Here is a 16,384-nt window from a genome sequence, read left to right as displayed (position 1 = left end):
AGATAAATACATGGTATTTGTTCATTATACCTTAACGGCTTAGAAACTCGATCTTTGCTGTTGATTGTAGTAATTAACTTGCCGCTATTAAGTTTAAGTTGGTGATTAATGGTTTTCTGACGACTTATTCATGAATAAAATTGTATTTTCATCGCCTATTTTTGACATTTGCTTGTCTAGCGATTAACGTGAAGCATCAATTACAGGATGATAATCATAGATGTATACTGAGTTTTTTCATTTAAAAGAAATGCCTTTCTCTATTGCGCCCGATCCCCGTTTTTTTTATATGAGTGACCGGCATAAAGAAGCACTAACGCACCTGACCTATGGGTTACAAGGTGCGGGTGGTTTTATCATGTTGACTGGTGAAGTCGGAACGGGGAAAACAACGGTATCGCGCGCCTTGATACAAGAACTCACCAATACGACTGTTGTAGGTTATATCCATAATCCAGCAGTCAGTGAATTAGAATTATTAGCGATCTTGTGTGATGAATTTAAACTTGATTATGACCAGCATAATTTGAGTTTAAAAGTGCTGTTCGATTTATTGCATCATTTTCTGTTAGCTAATTGTCAGCAAGATAAAGCCTGTGTGGTTATCATTGATGAAGCACAGTTATTATCAACAGCGGCATTAGAGCAATTACGGTTATTAACCAATCTCGATGTTGAACACAAAAAACTGCTACATATCGTCCTCATTGGTCAGCCAGAATTACAGCAAAAACTAAAGCTACCAGAGTTACGCCAACTCGCGCAACGTATTACTGCGCGTTATCATTTATTGCCTTTAACAGAATTAGAACTGGTCAGTTATGTCGCTTATCGGTTAAGTATTGCATCGGGTAATCCGGGGTTATTTAGTCGCAAAATATTAAAACTCATTCACCGACATACCGCTGGGGTTCCCCGTTTGGTGAACCTTGTTTGTGATAAAGCACTTTATTATGCGTTCAAAACGAGAAACGATAAAATCACCTCTCAGCATATTCAAGCCGCGGTTACAGCTGTCGCTATCACCACGCCGGTTAAGACCCACAAAAACGCGCAGCGTTTAGCGGCACTTGCCGTAACAGTATGTCTTGGGTTGGTGATCACTGGCTTTCAGTTTGGGCTGTTTAATTTTGTTGAGGATGACGCTGCTGTCACACAAGCTGGCAAGGTAACCCCTATCATCGTCACGACTAACACAGATACTCAGTTAGCGCGTGCTCGTAATGAGGTGATGTCTGACAAAGCCTTATTCACTGATATTAAATCGGCGCGACAACGCAGCACCGCAACACAGTTTTTATATAAAGAGTGGGGTTACGACATTGCCTTGAACAATGCCACTTGCCGTAATGCCAAATATGCCAGCTTGCGTTGTTTGCAGCGCCAAGGTAATTATGCTGAGTTAGTGCAATATAATTTACCTGCGGTGGTACGCCTGTTCGATAATTTAGGTGACGGCTATTACGCGACCTTACTGAGTATTACGCCATTGGGGGTGGAACTACAATTAAGCAGCAGTCATATACTGGTGAGCCAAGCCTGGTTTGAACAATACTGGAGTGGTGATTTTACCTTATTTTGGACCGCGCCAAGTCGTTTTAAAAATAGCTTAAAGGAAAATGATAAAGGTGAATTAATTCGTTGGTTAGATCGAAACATCAGTGCTGCACTCGGTGAGCAAGCTGCGTCAGGGGCGAGATTTGATTGGCCATTAATGAAAAAAGTGATGCGCTTTCAGCAGCAGTCGGGCTTAAGTGCCGATGGTATTGTGGGGCCTCAAACTATGATGACCGTGGTCCATTATGCTGATAGTACTGTGCCTAAATTGAATGTGGCAACACATCTTCCGGAGGAAAAATGAATTTTGTAGTGGGTAAAACGTTAATTATATTCAGTATAAGTGTTAGCTTTGCTAGTGTCTTATGGAGTCCAGTCTTACTTGCAATGGGTAATGTAAATAACAGTATCGATGTGGTGAGGGCTGTTTCAGTCGGCGTTGAACAAACCGATCCGCTGATTATTTTAAAGTTACCAGATATTGAATTTGCGTATCCGCTCTCGGTGATCCGCATTCCAGTCACGTCGGTATCAGCGTCGTATTCAGAAAATAACTTACCCGTTTTGATTGTATCGGGTAGCAAGCCTGCAGTGCCAGCGGGTCAGCCCTCTGAGTTATTAACCATGAATGCGGAATTAGCCAATGAGCAGGTGTCTCCAGAACTACTGGCTAAGTTTAATCGTGCGCTAACAGCAACAAGTGATAACGATAATATCTCTGTAAACGCGGTTGCAGAAAGTTATAATGCCGTCCCTCTCGCTGAGTTACCACAGTACTTACGCGCACAAATACCGGACATTAATTATAGCTCACATATATATTCGTCGAACGCTAAAAGTCGCAGTGTGCGTCTTAATAATCGAGACTTACGAGAAGGTAGTTGGTTAAGTGATGATGTGGAGATCTTAGAGATATTACAAAATGAGGTGATTATGCGTGTTGGTGTGCAAAGTTTTAGTTTACAAGCGTTATCTGACTGGTCTGCATAATCTAATTGACCGACTAATCTAATTGGGTATAGATATAAGGGAGTCGTGATACATCCTTCTATCTTATTCGTTATCCCTGTTAATCTCTGAGCTAGGGTGTTGAATCGTCGATATTACTTCTATTTTCTCTGTTCAGGCACCAAAATAAGAGAGTTGCTTGATCTTGTCGAACTGCACAAATACCCCTGCAACGAGTTTCCAAAATGGTAGATCAACCTCACTGGCAATTGCGGAGTACCAGTGAGGTTACGGATCTTTCTAATTGCAGTGCGGGTTTCTTCCTGGCTCAATGGCCCAGTTGCTAAAATACCTAAACCACCGGCATTGGAAACTGCGGCCACAAGTTCTGATTTTGACAGAATTATTTATCGTAAAATTTTAATAATCACAACTTTAGTTTGGGTATGTCCTGTGTATTGTTAATCAACAATATTATCTGCTGAGTTGGCAGATCCTCAAGTGTAAGACATCGACTATTTATAGTGGGGGATATAGACGTCTTATGACGGTGTTTATCTCGATTTCATGTCTGGTCTTACACTCGTAAATAGCTACTATTACCATTAATATCATGATGTTATGTTTTTGTGGTTTTTGTTTCTTGTAAATAAATTTAATTTAATCGTTTTTTATCACTTGTTGTGCTGCGTTAATGGCGTATATTTATAAGCACAAGGACGTGACACAGGACAGCTTCAGGAAGAAGACCAAAGGATTAAGTTACAGGATGTAACACAGGACAGCTTCAGGAAGAAGACCAAAGGATTAAGTTGCAGGATGCGACACAGGACAGCTTCAGGAAGAAGACCAAAGGATTAAGTTACAGGATGTAACACAGGACAGCTTCAGGAAGAAGACCAAAGGATTAAGTTGCAGGATGCGACACAGGACAGCTTCAGGAAGAAGACCAAAGGATTAAGTTGCAGGATGCGACACAGGACAGCTTCAGGAAGAAGACCAAAGGATTAAGTTACAGGATGTAACACAGGACAGCTTCAGGAAGAAGACCAAAGGATTAAGTTGCAGGATGCGACACAGGACAGCTTCAGGAAGAAGACCAAAGGATTAAGTTACAGGATGTAACACAGGACAGCTTCAGGAAGAAGACCAAAGGATTAAGTTACAGGATGTAACATAGAAATAAATCAGGATCGATTTATTGTGCCAGGAAGGTAAAAGGACACTCCGATGGATTGGGAAGTGGAAATTTAACGGAATAAATAGAGTCAGGATTTAGCAGGGTTGCTACGCGTTTCATGGATTGAGAGATAGAGACTTTAGGGCGGCACACTGTGCCGCCTTTTCTATATCTGGGATTTATGCAGATACAAAAAAGGCGCTAAATAAATTTAACGCCTTTTCGGTTCTTACTAATTTAAGTAATTGTTGGTTTGAACGATTACTTGCTTTTAGATTTATTTTTCTTGGTACGTTTTTTGGCTTTAAGCTTGGCTTTCGCTGATGCTTTATTTTTACCAGTCGTCGTTACTTTCGCTTTTTTCTTCGTTTTCGATGCTGTAATTTTATTCTTTGGTTTCAAATCTTGAATTACACGACGCTTAATTGTTTCTTCGGTATAACGTTCAATTTTACCAAAGATACGTAGATCATGCGCTTCAACCAATGAGATCGCTGTTCCTTTCTTACCGGCACGTGCTGTACGACCAATACGGTGAACATAAATTTCAGCACTACGTGGTAAGTCAAAGTTAAATACATGGCTTACATCTTGTACGTCAATACCGCGAGCTGCAACGTCGGTAGCAACCAGCACTTTTACTTTATCATTTTTGAACTGGTTCAAAGAACGCGTACGTTTCGCTTGATCCATTTCACCACGTAAATATGCACACGCGATGTCTTGTGATTGCAGGTAGCTAACAAGCTCGGCAAGGCGTTCACGGGTTTTTACAAACACGATAGAACGTGTGGTGCTTTCATCACGTAACCAATGCACTAACAAGGCTTGCTTGTGTGCGTGATTATCAACATGGTGCATGAACTGATGAATTTTAGCTTTTTCTCTACGAGAAGGATTCGCTCTAAATTCAACAGGTTCTTTCAATAGTTCTTCAGCAAAACGATCAATACCGCGACCTTCTAGGGTTGCAGAAAATAGCATTGTTTGTTGACGACGGGTCATTTCATCAGTGATTCTTTTCACGTCATCATAGAAGCCCATATCTAACATGCGGTCAGCTTCATCTAAGATCAGTATTTCAATGGCTGCACATTCAAATGCATCACGGCGGATGTATTCTAATAAACGACCCGGCGTGGCAATGACAATATCAAGGTTATTTTTTAATACTTCAGCGTGTAGAGCATAATCAACACCACCCGTGACCATCGATACTTTATGGTCAGTATAAGCCGCTAGCATTTTAGCTTGTTGGAATACCTGACTCGCGAGTTCTCGCGTTGGCGTCAAGATAAGTACGCGTCCAGGACCTAATTCGCGACGTGGAAAGTCAAGCAGATGTTGAATAGCTGGTAATAAAAATGCCAGCGTTTTACCTGTACCAGTCGGTGCAGATGCAAGGATATCTCTACCTTCCATGGCGGTTGGCAGTACTTGCTGTTGAATCAATGTCGGTTGAACAAGATTATTATCAGTAAGTGCTGCAATTAATTCAGGGTCTAGATCGAGACTTTCGAAGTCCATAAAACTACCGTATAACAAGAGGTTAAAAAGGAAGATGAGGTTATCATTTGCTGTAATTAAACAATGACACGTCAAATTTTGGAACGTTAATCAGCCATTATGGCAGATATGAGGCCTGGAGGGTATTGGTTTTCTACTCAAGTGACGAAATAATCACTATTATAAAAATTATGATTTATCGGTGTTAGCAGCGCGGTTGAAGTGTCAGTTTGGATCTAGAAATACGCTATAAACATGTTTGGTGGTCGGTTATATTCATTAGCTTGAATGCTGTATTTTTGTTATCTTAGCCGAGTTATTTTATTATTAAGGTGTGTTTTCGATGAACCCTCGTGGTCTATTGTCTGCTGTATTATTGTCTTCTATGGCATTGTTACTGTCTTTATCCCCTTCGATTCATGCTGCTGAAGATAAGTATTATTCTGAGAATGATGGGGCTATCTCTAATAAAGGTTATTGGGGTAAGCAGCGTGGTCACCTTGGTGGTAAAGAGCAACGTAAACCAACGCTTGTAGTCGAAGTGCCTGGAGAACCTGCATTTGAACCTTTCGAATTTTCAAAACCACGTTATTCTAAGCTCAGTTTTGGTTTACAGCTGCACAGTAACTATGATGATTATGACCGACACGGTACTTCGTTAGCCAACAATCCTGGTTTGGATTATGTCGTCGATAACTTTTTTTCCGAAGATCTGGTTTGGCAAGCGAATATTGATTACAAAAATGAGGATATCTTAGTCTCTAACGGTATCGGTATTTTACCTGAAGACAGTCTAATTGGCGTTGGCGTGAATGCTTTTTGGGATGTTGAAATGAACTCGGGCAATCATCGTCTATCTATCGGTAGTAAATACGATGATCCAAATTATATCTTCAATCTATCATCGAATATTTATTTTCCACTATCAGGTAAAGGTGAAGAAGACGATCTGGTTAACAGCATCGATATTCGTGCGGAAGGGGCTATCACTCCGACCTTGCAATTCCATAGTTCTTTGGAATACTTCTTTGGTGATGACATTACAGTGAGTCATGATTACGAGTCAACGGATAATAGTCATAAATTAACTGCGGGGCTGGATTACACACCCATCCCATTATTGCAATTAGGTGTGGAAGCCACCAAAGTGCAAGATCATGATGTCGGCTACGGGGTTTATCTCTACTTTAATTATGATCCATGGCGACCATTAAATGAACAGCTTGAACTTATTTTAGATAATGGTTTTTCGATGCATCAAATGATCCCATTCTCGCGTTCTAAAGTGCTCGCGCGCACTGCAAACTAGGCTTATGGATACCATCATTTAAGAGCCAGTTCATCGTATCTATTAGAATGTTGTGGTTAAAGCGGAGTATAGTATGAAAGTGGCTATTGCAATAAAGAATATGCCGGTAGCAAGCTCTAACTTATCAATATGATTGTTTAATACTTTCGCTGATAAGTTACCTAATCGAGCATAGAGTAAGTGAACCAGAAACGTACAGCAAAGTAATATGGCGGTTAAGTAAAAACTTTGAGATACCGTATTGTCAGAAACTTTAATAAAAGTTGGCATTAATGATGTAAAAAAAAGAATCGTTTTCGGATTGAAAATAGATATGATCACACCGGAATAGACGCCAAATTCTTTAACGTTGCTTTGCTGTAATTTTGCGGTTTTAAAGTTTAAAATACACATTATGCCTAAGTAAAAGATATACCCGCCACCAATAGCTTGTATCGCATGAAAGACTGTTGTGGAGTTCAGCATTATTATGGATAAACCATATATGGAAAATAAGGCAACTATAGCGAGGCCTATAATAATGCCCACCATTAATGGTAAGGTTCTTTTAAATCCTGATTTAATGGACATAGTGATAACTGCCAGTGTACCTGGCCCTGGCGTGCCAGCCGCTAAAATACACGTCATAACATAAGTTACATGATCAATGCTCATCATTAACTATCCTTCTTTGCAACCGGTATTGTTACATAAGCTTTTAGCATAGTCGCGGCTTAGAAAGCTAACTTCATGGCCAGTTGTACAGGCATGAGCTACATATGAATCAAAAAATTTAGCAACAGAATTATGTGTGAATATGTCAAATATGTAGCAGGTGGCGTCAGGCACTGCTGATTGTGCCAGCGTACGTAGAATTTTTTCTTTATCTTTGACGCATAAATATTTATGCATCACCAATAGGTCTTGATCCCAGACGTTTGGAAAACGATTAATTGCATTTTGGTATGATTTTGAACGCGATGTATTAAATTCAACTTCCATCTTAAATCTCTTACAGTGGGTTATTTAGAGTGGCTACTATGCCTATGATTATTTGATTCTTATAGGATGATATTTACATTATTCGTGCTGTAAATATCATCCATACAATGTTTATCTTGATTGTTAAGTTATGTTTTTTCTATTTAAAACAATGGAGTATGTTGATATGAAACGGGTTTGTAAGTAGTATGAAATTTACATATTGTATTTAAAATGTGAATTATTAAATGTATTACTCGGATAGGATAGGATAGGGAAGTCTAGATGAATAATGATACTGCAGGCTCTGAATTTTCTCTTTTAGACTGTTTTGGTGGCATTGAATACGTGAAAGCAAGCTTTAAGGATCAGCATTTTTCAAAACATGTCCATGAAGGATATGCAATCGGTGTGATTGATCGTAGCTTGGTTGAGCATTTACGGATGATTTTTGACTATTCGGATAATCACGGTTCTAAACTTTTATTAGAAACGCTGATATTTGCGTTTTTCACCAAACTGTTGCTTAAAAGCAGTAATCGAAACATAAATTTAGATGATAAGGTTGCAGGTAATAAAATTTGCTTGGCTCGGGAATATTTAGATGAGTTTTTTGATACTAATATTAGTCTCGATGAGTTAGCTATTATTGGAAATACTAACAAATATACCTTAATTCGGCAGTTTAAGGATCGGTGGGGGATGGCCCCACATCAATACCAAGTTCAATTGAGAATACATCGAGCAAAGGGGCTATTGCGTACGGGAATTAAACCTGTTGATGTAGCTGCTATATGCGGGTTCTATGATCAAAGCCACCTCGCATCACATTTCAAAAAGGCTTTAGGTACAACACCGAATAGTTATAGGCGCTTCATGTATGAACGACCGTCTTAATTCATATTTTACTTCAGTTACAATCAATGGTGAGCATTTAATGAGCAGCTTAAGCTTATTTTAGAGATGGTTTTTTATGCGTATGAAATGAAACCATGCTCAGCTTCTAAAGTACTTTCACGCACTGCAAACTCGTGTAGAGTACCCGCCATCGTGCTAACGTGCAGACAACCGTGTGGGAAATATAGTGGCAAATAAAATTGACGGGTTTAGCTTTAAACAGTTTCATGTTTCACATGCCGATTGTGCGATGAAAGTGGGAACCGACGGAATTTTGCTCGGTGGTTGGGCTGATGTAACAACAGCGTTCACAGCACCATTAAAAGTACTGGATATTGGCACCGGTTCCGGGCTTATTAGCTTAATGCTAGCGCAACGTTGTCAGGGAAATATGCAGGCCATTGCGATTGATATTGACGAGTTTGCATGCCAGCAAGCAAAAACCAATATAGATAATTCACCATGGTCATCTTCGATAGCAGTTAAACATGTTGCTTTACAAGCGTTCACGCAAGCCTGCAAAGATGAATATGCTAAGTTTGACCTTATCGTCTCTAACCCACCTTATTTTGTTCATGGCCAAAATTTAGCTGATGACGCCCGTCAAATTGCAAGACACACGGGCAGTTTAACCCATCAAGAACTGGTTGATTGTGCGCTGCAACTGTTAACACCTAATGGCCGCATTGCCCTCGTACTGCCTTATACGTCGGGATGTGAACTTGTTACTTATTGCCAACAATTAGGTGATTTGAAAATAACTTGCTTAAACATAAAAACCACCCCTAAAAAACCTTACAAACGTATGTTGATGAATATCCAACGCGGTGATAATGACTTGGTAAAACAATCGCTTACTATTCATGACCCCGATGGTCGTTACTCTGATAACTATAAGCGGATCACCAAAGATTTTTATCTAAAAATGTAATTTCACTAAGCTGATATTAGATTTACGCTTGCACTTAATGACCAGATTGTTAGTATCGATTATTAATGGGTGAGTGGCTAATACAAAATTCTTTACAAGAATATAATTATAATACTTTGTGCTACACCGGTTGGGGGGACTATTTCTCCTTGCTTGCTTCATGGAAGAAGTGAATGAATGAACACACAACAATATCTAAGCAGAGAGTATATTAATGACTACTAAGTTAAAAACAGCTGATGTTTTAGCCATCGGTTTTATGACGTTTGCCTTCTTTTTAGGCGCAGGTAATATCATCTTTCCACCGTTAGCAGGTAACCTTGCTGGGCAATCATATATGCTGGCAATGTTAGGCTTCCTTGCTACCGCTGTCGGTTTACCCCTGATTACAATTATCGCGGTCGCAAAAGCCGGCGGTGGTTTAATTGCCATGACCCGTTTTTTACCTGCCATGGCGGCAACGGCGATTGCAGTGGCTATTTATGTCATTATAGGTCCTGCGTTTGCGGCACCAAGAACAAGTTTAGTTGCTTATGAGATGGGGATTAAGCCTTTCTTAGGTGACGCTGCTAACGATACGACACTGGCTTTGTATTCTGTTGTTTTCTTTATTATCACTGCCTATTTCGCTTTAAGCCAAGGTAAACTGATTGATCACATTGGTAAGATCTTAACGCCGGCATTAATTATATTATTAGCGGTATTAGCGATTGCGGTATTTATTATGCCACAAGGTGAAATTGGTTTAGCACGTGAAGCGTATATTGATAGCCCATTTACTACCGGCTTCCTCGAAGGTTATAACACCATGGATACGTTTGCGTCGTTAATGTTTGGTATGTTGATCATTAATGTACTTAAAAGCAAAGGCGTAACAGATAAAGCAGGTCAATTTAAATATCTAGTCATGGCGGGTTCTATCGCTGCTGTGGGTCTTACATTTGTTTATGTTTCACTATTCTACCTAGGTGCAACGAGCCAATCGCTGATTGCCGTGGGTGCTGATGTAAATGGTGCGATGATCTTAGCAATTTATGTGCAAGCCTTATTCGGGTTGCCTGGTCAATACATCTTAGCGGCGGTTGTAACATTAGCATGTTTAACCACGGCTATTGGCTTAGCAAGTGCAGTGGCAGAATTCTTCCATGAATTAAAACCACAATGGTCATACAAAATGCTGGTTATCATTAACTGCATCGTATGTGCTATTGTTGCTAACGTTGGTTTATCTCAATTAATCAGTATTTCTGTACCGGTATTATTTGCGGTATACCCACTGGCTATTGCGATTGTTGCGCTGATCTTATTGCAAGAACGTTTCCCTAATCCACAGTTTGCATTCCGTTTCGTTATGGTTGTTGCATTCATGTTTGGTGTCTTAGACGGCATGAAAGTGGCGGGTCTGGCAATGAGTGGTTTTGACTTCTTACCGCTATTTGATCAAGGTTTAGCTTGGGTATTACCGACTGCACTTGCTATCATAGTATCGATTGTTGCAATGCGCCCGCAAGCAAATGTGAGTGTCGCTACCGCAAAATAGTCGATCATATGCTCTCAATGAGATTTGATTAAACTAATTTACAATCCGTTCCTGAATGAACGGATTTTTTATGCTATTTTTTTGGTGCTTACGGTTTGTCGCACTATAATGAGGTGGTTTGATGGGTAATGAATTGTGGTTGGCGTTAGCTATTGTATTTATCATTGAAGGTATTATGCCGCTGTTGCTGCCTAAGCAATGGCAACAAATGCTCTCGTTGATTACTCTGCAGCCCGCTGACAAGGTGCGTAAATATGCTGGTTGCTTGGTGGTGACTGGTGTCGTTTTATTGTTTATGTTGTAATTTTTTTGTACAGCAGAACAACAAGTAAACTTGTATTTTCTGATTTTAATGAGATAGAAATCAAATTTTTTAAACATTTTGATTTAATTTTTGCTAGAATCCTCTTTTAACCAACAACCGCGACGGTATCATGGGAAAGAATGTAGTTATTCTCGGCACTCAATGGGGTGACGAAGGTAAAGGTAAGGTAGTTGATCTACTAACTGACAGAGCTAAATATGTTGTGCGCTACCAAGGTGGTCACAATGCTGGTCACACATTAGTAATCAATGGTGAAAAAACAGTTCTTCACTTAATTCCATCTGGTATTTTACGTTCAAACGTAAAATGTATCATTGGTAATGGTGTCGTTCTAGCACCTGATGCATTAATGGCTGAAGTTAAAATGCTTGAAGAACGAGGTATCCCAGCTCGTGAGCGTATGCTTATCAGTGAAGCGTGTCCATTAATCCTGCCATACCATGTATCGCTAGATGCTGCCCGTGAAAAAGCACTGGGCAAAAAAGCAATCGGTACAACTGGTCGTGGTATCGGTCCCGCTTACGAAGATAAAGTAGCGCGTCGTGGTTTACGTGTTGGCGATCTATTCAACATGGAACAGTTTGCTGTTAAATTGAAAGAAGTAATGGAATACCATAACTTCCAACTACAGCATTACTATAATGAACCAGAAGTAAGCTACGAAGATGTGTTAGCTCAGATGCACGAAGTTGCCCCTATTCTACTAGACATGGTCGTAGACGTAACATCACTGCTTGATGATGCACGTCGCCGCGGTGATGACATCATGTTTGAAGGTGCTCAAGGTACGTTACTCGATATCGACCACGGTACTTACCCGTATGTAACATCATCAAACACAACTGCAGGTGGCGTCGCTACTGGTAGTGGTTTTGGTCCATGTCATATTGATTATGTTCTTGGTATTACTAAAGCTTACACTACACGTGTGGGTTCTGGTCCATTCCCAACGGAACTTAATGATGAAATTGGTAATCACCTAGGCACTAAAGGCCATGAATTTGGTGCAACTACTGGACGTGAACGTCGTTGTGGTTGGTTTGACGCAGTGGCAATAAAACGTGCAGTTCAGTTAAACAGCATCACCGGTTTCTGCCTCACTAAACTAGACGTTTTAGACGGTTTAGAAACATTGAAAATCTGTACTGGCTACATGCAACAAGACGGTTCAATTCTTGACGTGCCACCGATGGCTGCTGACGGTTATGAACTTGTTGAACCTGTATACGAAGAAATGCCAGGTTGGAGCGAAGTAACATACGGAGCTACTACACTAGAGCAACTTCCAGACGCTGCAATTGCTTACATCAAGCGTATTGAAGAAATTACGGGCGTGCCAATTCATATCATATCAACTGGCCCAGATCGTAACGAAACAATAGTATTAGTTAACCCATACGACGTATAAGTCTATTTGGTTATAACTGATACAAAAAAGGTCGCTGATGCGGCCTTTTTTGTATCTTGAATTTCAGGTACAAAAATGCCGCCTGATTATTCGCTATCGAGTAATCAGGCGGCTTTTAATATCGCCAATCGGTTACTGCTTAATTGCTGCGGTTAGCTGCAATATAAGCCAGTGAAATAAGCGCTTGTTTATATTCTGACTCAGGTAGTACCGCAATTGCTTTAACGGCTAACTCGGCTTCTTGCTGGGCTTTATCAACACAATAGTTCAGTGAACCGTTACGTTCAAGTATGGCTAAGATAGCATCAAGATTATCCATGCCATTCATTTTCTCGATAGCTTCACGCACCATTAATACTTCTTGTTCGGTGCCGTGAGCCATGGTATGAATTAACGGCAGGGTTGGTTTACCTTCGGCAAGGTCGTCGCCAACGTTTTTACCCATTTCTTGTGCGTCAGCAGTATAGTCCATTACATCATCGATAAGCTGGAATGCGGCGCCTAAATGCACGCCATAATCAATCATCGCTTGTTCAATTTCTGGTGGTTGCTCAGAAATAACTGCAGCCAGTTGTGTTGCTGCTTCAAATAGCTTGGCTGTTTTGTAGTAAATCACATCCATATAACGTTTTTCGTCAGTGTCTGCATCATTACAATTCATTAGCTGTAATACTTCACCTTCGGCAATCACATTGGTCGCATCAGATAGAATATCGATAATTTTACTGTTTTTGAGCTTTGCCATCATCTGGAAAGAACGTGAGTATAGGAAGTCACCCACTAATACGCTTGCAGCATTGCCAAACGCCGCATTCGCGGTTGCGCGACCACGACGCATGTCAGATTCATCAACCACATCATCATGTAATAAGGTTGAGGTGTGAATAAATTCGATGATAGCAGCCACATCTATGTGTTGTTGTCCCTGGTAACCCAGTGCGCGTGCACTTAATGTTGCTATTAGTGGACGAATGCGTTTACCGCCACCATTTACAATGTAATAACCCACTTGATTAACGAGGGCAACATCGGATTGCAGTCGAGCTAAAATGAGTTCATTGACAGCGTCCATATCTTGTTTCGATAACGCTTGAATGGCTTTAATGTCCATGTGTATAAGTTCCGTGCTACTTTTATAGGTGTATGTCGATTTTTTAAATCTATTATTTTAGAGTATTTATGGCTACATTCATCGCTAGTCCTAGCTTGAAAGTAGGCTATAATATACAATTTCTGTCAAATTTATGTTGTAATTGTACACTAAATTGTAATTGCCGAAAGGATTAAGCGATCGCGATTTACTACTTTCCTGCTTATTTATATTTATTTTAAAAATCAGCTTGCCTAACCGGGAAGTTTTGAGTAGAATTCGCGCCATTGTTATAAATTATCATGACGTGTCGCTACCTAAGGTATGCTGGATACGGATCGGAGTCAGAAAACATGTATGCTGTTTTCCTAAGCGGTGGCAAACAACACCGCGTTGCTGAAGGTCAAACTCTTCGTCTAGAACTTCTAGACGTTGAAGCTGGATCAAGCATCGAATTTAACGAAGTATTAATGGTTGCAAACGGCGATAATATCGAAGTTGGCGCACCTTACCTTGAAGGTAAAAAAATCACTGCTGAAGTGGTATCTCACGGACGTGCGGACAAGGTTAAAATCCTTAAATTCCGTCGTCGTAAGCACTCTCGTAAACAGATGGGTCACCGTCAATGGTTTACAGAAGTTAAGATCACTAAAATCGCTTAATTAGGAGTACTAAAAGATGGCACATAAAAAAGCTGGTGGTAGTACCAACAACGGTCGTGATTCAGAAAGCAAACGCTTAGGTGTTAAACGCTTTGGTGGCGAATCAGTTCTTGCGGGTAACATTCTAGTTCGTCAACGTGGTACTAAATTCCACGCTGGTACAAACGTAGGTTGTGGTCGTGACCACACTCTATTCGCTAAAGCTAGCGGTAAAGTGCAGTTCGAAATTAAAGGACCACAAAACCGTAAGTTCATTAGCATTGTAGCTGAATAATTTCAGTACAAACTAAGAATTTTAAAACCCCGCCTATATGGCGGGGTTTTTTTATTGCTAAAATTAATATGAGCAATAAAAATATTAAAAGAGTAAACATTGAGAGAGAATATTGACCCATACTTGCTAGTTAAGCTTGGTTAGTCATGACACTCCATAATAAGTTGATAGTTGCACGGATTGATTAATTTACTCACCGAGTGAACATGAGGTCAGTACGTGATTAATTAATCCGTGCAACTAACTGCATTCCTAATTTGTAGGAGCAATAGCGAAATGAAATTTGTAGATGAAACCCGAATCAAAGTTGAAGCCGGTGATGGCGGCAGTGGCTGTGTAAGCTTCCGCCGTGAAAAATATGTTGCTCGTGGTGGCCCTGATGGTGGTGATGGCGGTGATGGTGGTCATGTATATATGATTGCTGATGAAAACTTAAATACGCTTGTCGATTTTCGTTTTGTTCGCTTCCATAAAGCCGAACGTGGTGAGAATGGTCGCGCTAAAGATCAAACAGGCGCTCGTGGCGAAGATATTACTTTACGTGTACCGGTTGGTACGCGTGTCGCAGATGATGATACTGGGGAAATTATTGCCGATCTTGTTATGCACGGGCAACGTCAAATGGTCGCGAAAGCTGGTTTCCATGGTCTTGGTAACACCCGTTTTAAAAGCAGTGTAAACCGTGCACCACGTCAAAAAACGTTAGGTACACCAGGTGAAGTGCGTAACTTACGCCTAGAACTGATGTTACTTGCTGACGTAGGTCTATTAGGTCTACCAAACGCAGGTAAATCTACTTTTATTCGCGCAATCTCTGCAGCGAAACCAAAAGTAGCGAACTACCCGTTTACCACATTAGTACCTAATCTAGGTGTAGTCAGTGCAAGCCCTGAACGTAGCTTCGTGGTTGCCGATATTCCTGGTCTTATTGAAGGCGCTTCTGATGGTGCTGGTCTAGGTATCCGTTTCTTACGTCACTTAGAACGTTGTCGTTTAATGGTTCACATTGTTGATCTATTACCTGAGGACATGAGCGATCCAGCAGAAAACGCAAAAGTTATTGTGAGTGAGCTGAAGAAATACAGTGAAAAACTAGCAGCAAAAACATGTTGGTTAGTATTTAACAAAACCGATCTGGTATTAGCAGACGAAGCTGAAGAAACAATTAAACGCGTTGTAGAAGCGATTAATTGGGAAGGTGAAGTACATACTATGTCTGCTTCAAGTGGTGTTGGTACTAAAGATCTTGTTCGCGCGATGATGGAGCAAATTGAATCACTGCCGCGTCCGAAGATTGAAATGCCAGTTGAAGATGACGGTGATGTCGGTTTCTTATGGGATGAATACCATAAAGATCAAATCGCTAATCACGCCGTTATCGAAGAAGGCGATGATGATTGGGATGACTGGGAATCCGAAGATGACGGTCACGTTATCTATGCTCGTGACTAATCCTCATTAAGCATTGAATTTATATATGTTTATAGTGAAAATACCAGCCTAGTGCTGGTATTTCTTTAACTAAAACTATACTTTTAGGCATTTGATTTGTAATTCGCACTTAAATCATTTTTTACGTAATAAAGATATGCTTTTTTGACAAAAAACTTCCAATTACAGTCAAATTAACAGATAATCCCGCCGTTCACCAAGTGAATATAGCAGGTAATAATTACCTATATTTAAATCCGGTTATTTAATAATTGTCAGCTTAGAACTTTCCACTTTTCTGCTAAGTGACAGCCATTTGTTAAATAACCAGTCATCTTGGTTTGTATCTATCAGTTGCATTAAAGA

Annotated in this window: 15 protein-coding genes and 1 pseudogene; 11 read left to right on the top strand and 5 right to left on the bottom strand. The window is 40.3% G+C overall.

Annotated features, from left to right (window positions below):
* Positions 1–220: 220 nt before the first annotated feature.
* Both MORIYA_RS11490 and MORIYA_RS11485 read left to right on the top strand, forming a co-directional pair.
* Positions 221–1,861 carry an ExeA family protein gene (locus MORIYA_RS11490; RefSeq protein WP_112715314.1) on the top strand — a complete coding sequence of 547 codons (1,641 nt, stop codon included), beginning with the start codon at positions 221–223 and terminating at the stop codon, positions 1,859–1,861.
* Positions 1,858–2,547, top strand: a complete 690-nt coding sequence (locus MORIYA_RS11485) for a general secretion pathway protein GspB (RefSeq protein WP_112715312.1) — start codon at positions 1,858–1,860, stop codon at positions 2,545–2,547. The genes MORIYA_RS11490 and MORIYA_RS11485 overlap by 4 nt, the downstream gene beginning before the upstream one ends.
* Before the next feature lie 230 nt (positions 2,548–2,777).
* Here MORIYA_RS11485 and MORIYA_RS11480 read toward each other — a convergent pair.
* Both MORIYA_RS11480 and srmB read right to left on the bottom strand, forming a co-directional pair.
* A pseudogene (locus MORIYA_RS11480) lies at positions 2,778–2,906 on the bottom strand (nitronate monooxygenase); the annotation flags it as partial.
* A 1,040-nt stretch (positions 2,907–3,946) separates the two neighbouring features.
* Positions 3,947–5,212 carry an ATP-dependent RNA helicase SrmB gene (srmB, locus tag MORIYA_RS11475; RefSeq protein ID WP_112715310.1) on the bottom strand — a complete coding sequence of 422 codons (1,266 nt, stop codon included), beginning with the start codon at positions 5,210–5,212 and terminating at the stop codon, positions 3,947–3,949.
* Positions 5,213–5,534: 322 nt separating this feature from the next.
* Here srmB and MORIYA_RS11470 point away from each other — a divergent pair, with 322 nt between their 5' ends.
* Positions 5,535–6,500: an inverse autotransporter beta domain-containing protein gene (locus tag MORIYA_RS11470; protein ID WP_112715308.1), complete on the top strand. Its 966-nt coding sequence runs from the start codon at positions 5,535–5,537 to the stop codon at positions 6,498–6,500.
* Between the two features lie 42 nt (positions 6,501–6,542).
* Here the strand turns inward: MORIYA_RS11470 and MORIYA_RS11465 are convergent, their stop codons facing one another.
* The gene (locus MORIYA_RS11465) at positions 6,543–7,157 is read right to left on the bottom strand and encodes a LysE family translocator (protein WP_112715306.1); all 615 of its coding nucleotides are present in this window, start codon (positions 7,155–7,157) and stop codon (positions 6,543–6,545) included.
* Between the two features lie 3 nt (positions 7,158–7,160).
* Positions 7,161–7,481, bottom strand: a complete 321-nt coding sequence (locus tag MORIYA_RS11460; RefSeq protein ID WP_112715304.1) for a hypothetical protein — start codon at positions 7,479–7,481, stop codon at positions 7,161–7,163.
* Positions 7,482–7,745: 264 nt separating this feature from the next.
* Between MORIYA_RS11460 and MORIYA_RS11455 the strand changes: the two genes are divergently transcribed.
* From MORIYA_RS11455 to MORIYA_RS11435, 5 genes are all read left to right on the top strand, one after another.
* Positions 7,746–8,357, top strand: coding sequence for a helix-turn-helix domain-containing protein (locus tag MORIYA_RS11455; RefSeq protein WP_112715302.1), 612 nt, complete (start codon positions 7,746–7,748; stop codon positions 8,355–8,357).
* A gap of 187 nt (positions 8,358–8,544) precedes the next feature.
* Positions 8,545–9,288 (top strand): tRNA1(Val) (adenine(37)-N6)-methyltransferase, encoded by a 744-nt coding sequence (locus MORIYA_RS11450; RefSeq protein WP_174216926.1) that lies wholly within the window; start codon positions 8,545–8,547, stop codon positions 9,286–9,288.
* A 214-nt stretch (positions 9,289–9,502) separates the two neighbouring features.
* On the top strand, positions 9,503–10,828 hold the full coding sequence (gene brnQ / locus MORIYA_RS11445; RefSeq protein ID WP_112715300.1) for a branched-chain amino acid transport system II carrier protein: 1,326 nt from the start codon (positions 9,503–9,505) through the stop codon (positions 10,826–10,828).
* 121 nt (positions 10,829–10,949) lie between these two features.
* Positions 10,950–11,132 (top strand): DUF2065 domain-containing protein, encoded by a 183-nt coding sequence (locus MORIYA_RS11440; protein WP_006034492.1) that lies wholly within the window; start codon positions 10,950–10,952, stop codon positions 11,130–11,132.
* A gap of 130 nt (positions 11,133–11,262) precedes the next feature.
* Positions 11,263–12,561 (top strand): adenylosuccinate synthase, encoded by a 1,299-nt coding sequence (locus MORIYA_RS11435; protein ID WP_112715298.1) that lies wholly within the window; start codon positions 11,263–11,265, stop codon positions 12,559–12,561.
* 139 nt (positions 12,562–12,700) lie between these two features.
* On the opposite strand, the gene ispB is transcribed toward MORIYA_RS11435, so the two are convergent.
* On the bottom strand, positions 12,701–13,672 hold the full coding sequence (ispB, locus tag MORIYA_RS11430) for an octaprenyl diphosphate synthase (RefSeq protein WP_112715296.1): 972 nt from the start codon (positions 13,670–13,672) through the stop codon (positions 12,701–12,703).
* Between the two features lie 332 nt (positions 13,673–14,004).
* On the opposite strand from ispB, the gene rplU reads away from it, so the two are divergent.
* From rplU to cgtA, 3 genes are all read left to right on the top strand, one after another.
* Complete coding sequence (rplU, locus tag MORIYA_RS11420) at positions 14,005–14,313, top strand: 50S ribosomal protein L21 (protein ID WP_112715294.1); 309 nt, start codon at positions 14,005–14,007, stop codon at positions 14,311–14,313.
* Positions 14,314–14,329: 16 nt separating this feature from the next.
* Positions 14,330–14,587: a 50S ribosomal protein L27 gene (gene rpmA, locus MORIYA_RS11415; protein ID WP_006034530.1), complete on the top strand. Its 258-nt coding sequence runs from the start codon at positions 14,330–14,332 to the stop codon at positions 14,585–14,587.
* Positions 14,588–14,863: 276 nt separating this feature from the next.
* Positions 14,864–16,039 (top strand): Obg family GTPase CgtA, encoded by a 1,176-nt coding sequence (cgtA, locus tag MORIYA_RS11410; protein WP_112715292.1) that lies wholly within the window; start codon positions 14,864–14,866, stop codon positions 16,037–16,039.
* The last annotated feature ends 345 nt before the right edge of the window (positions 16,040–16,384 follow it).

This window comes from Moritella yayanosii (genome assembly GCF_900465055.1).
In the GTDB taxonomy this organism is placed as follows: Bacteria; Pseudomonadota; Gammaproteobacteria; order Enterobacterales; family Moritellaceae; genus Moritella; species Moritella yayanosii.
This window is presented reverse-complemented; position numbering and strand designations above follow the sequence as displayed.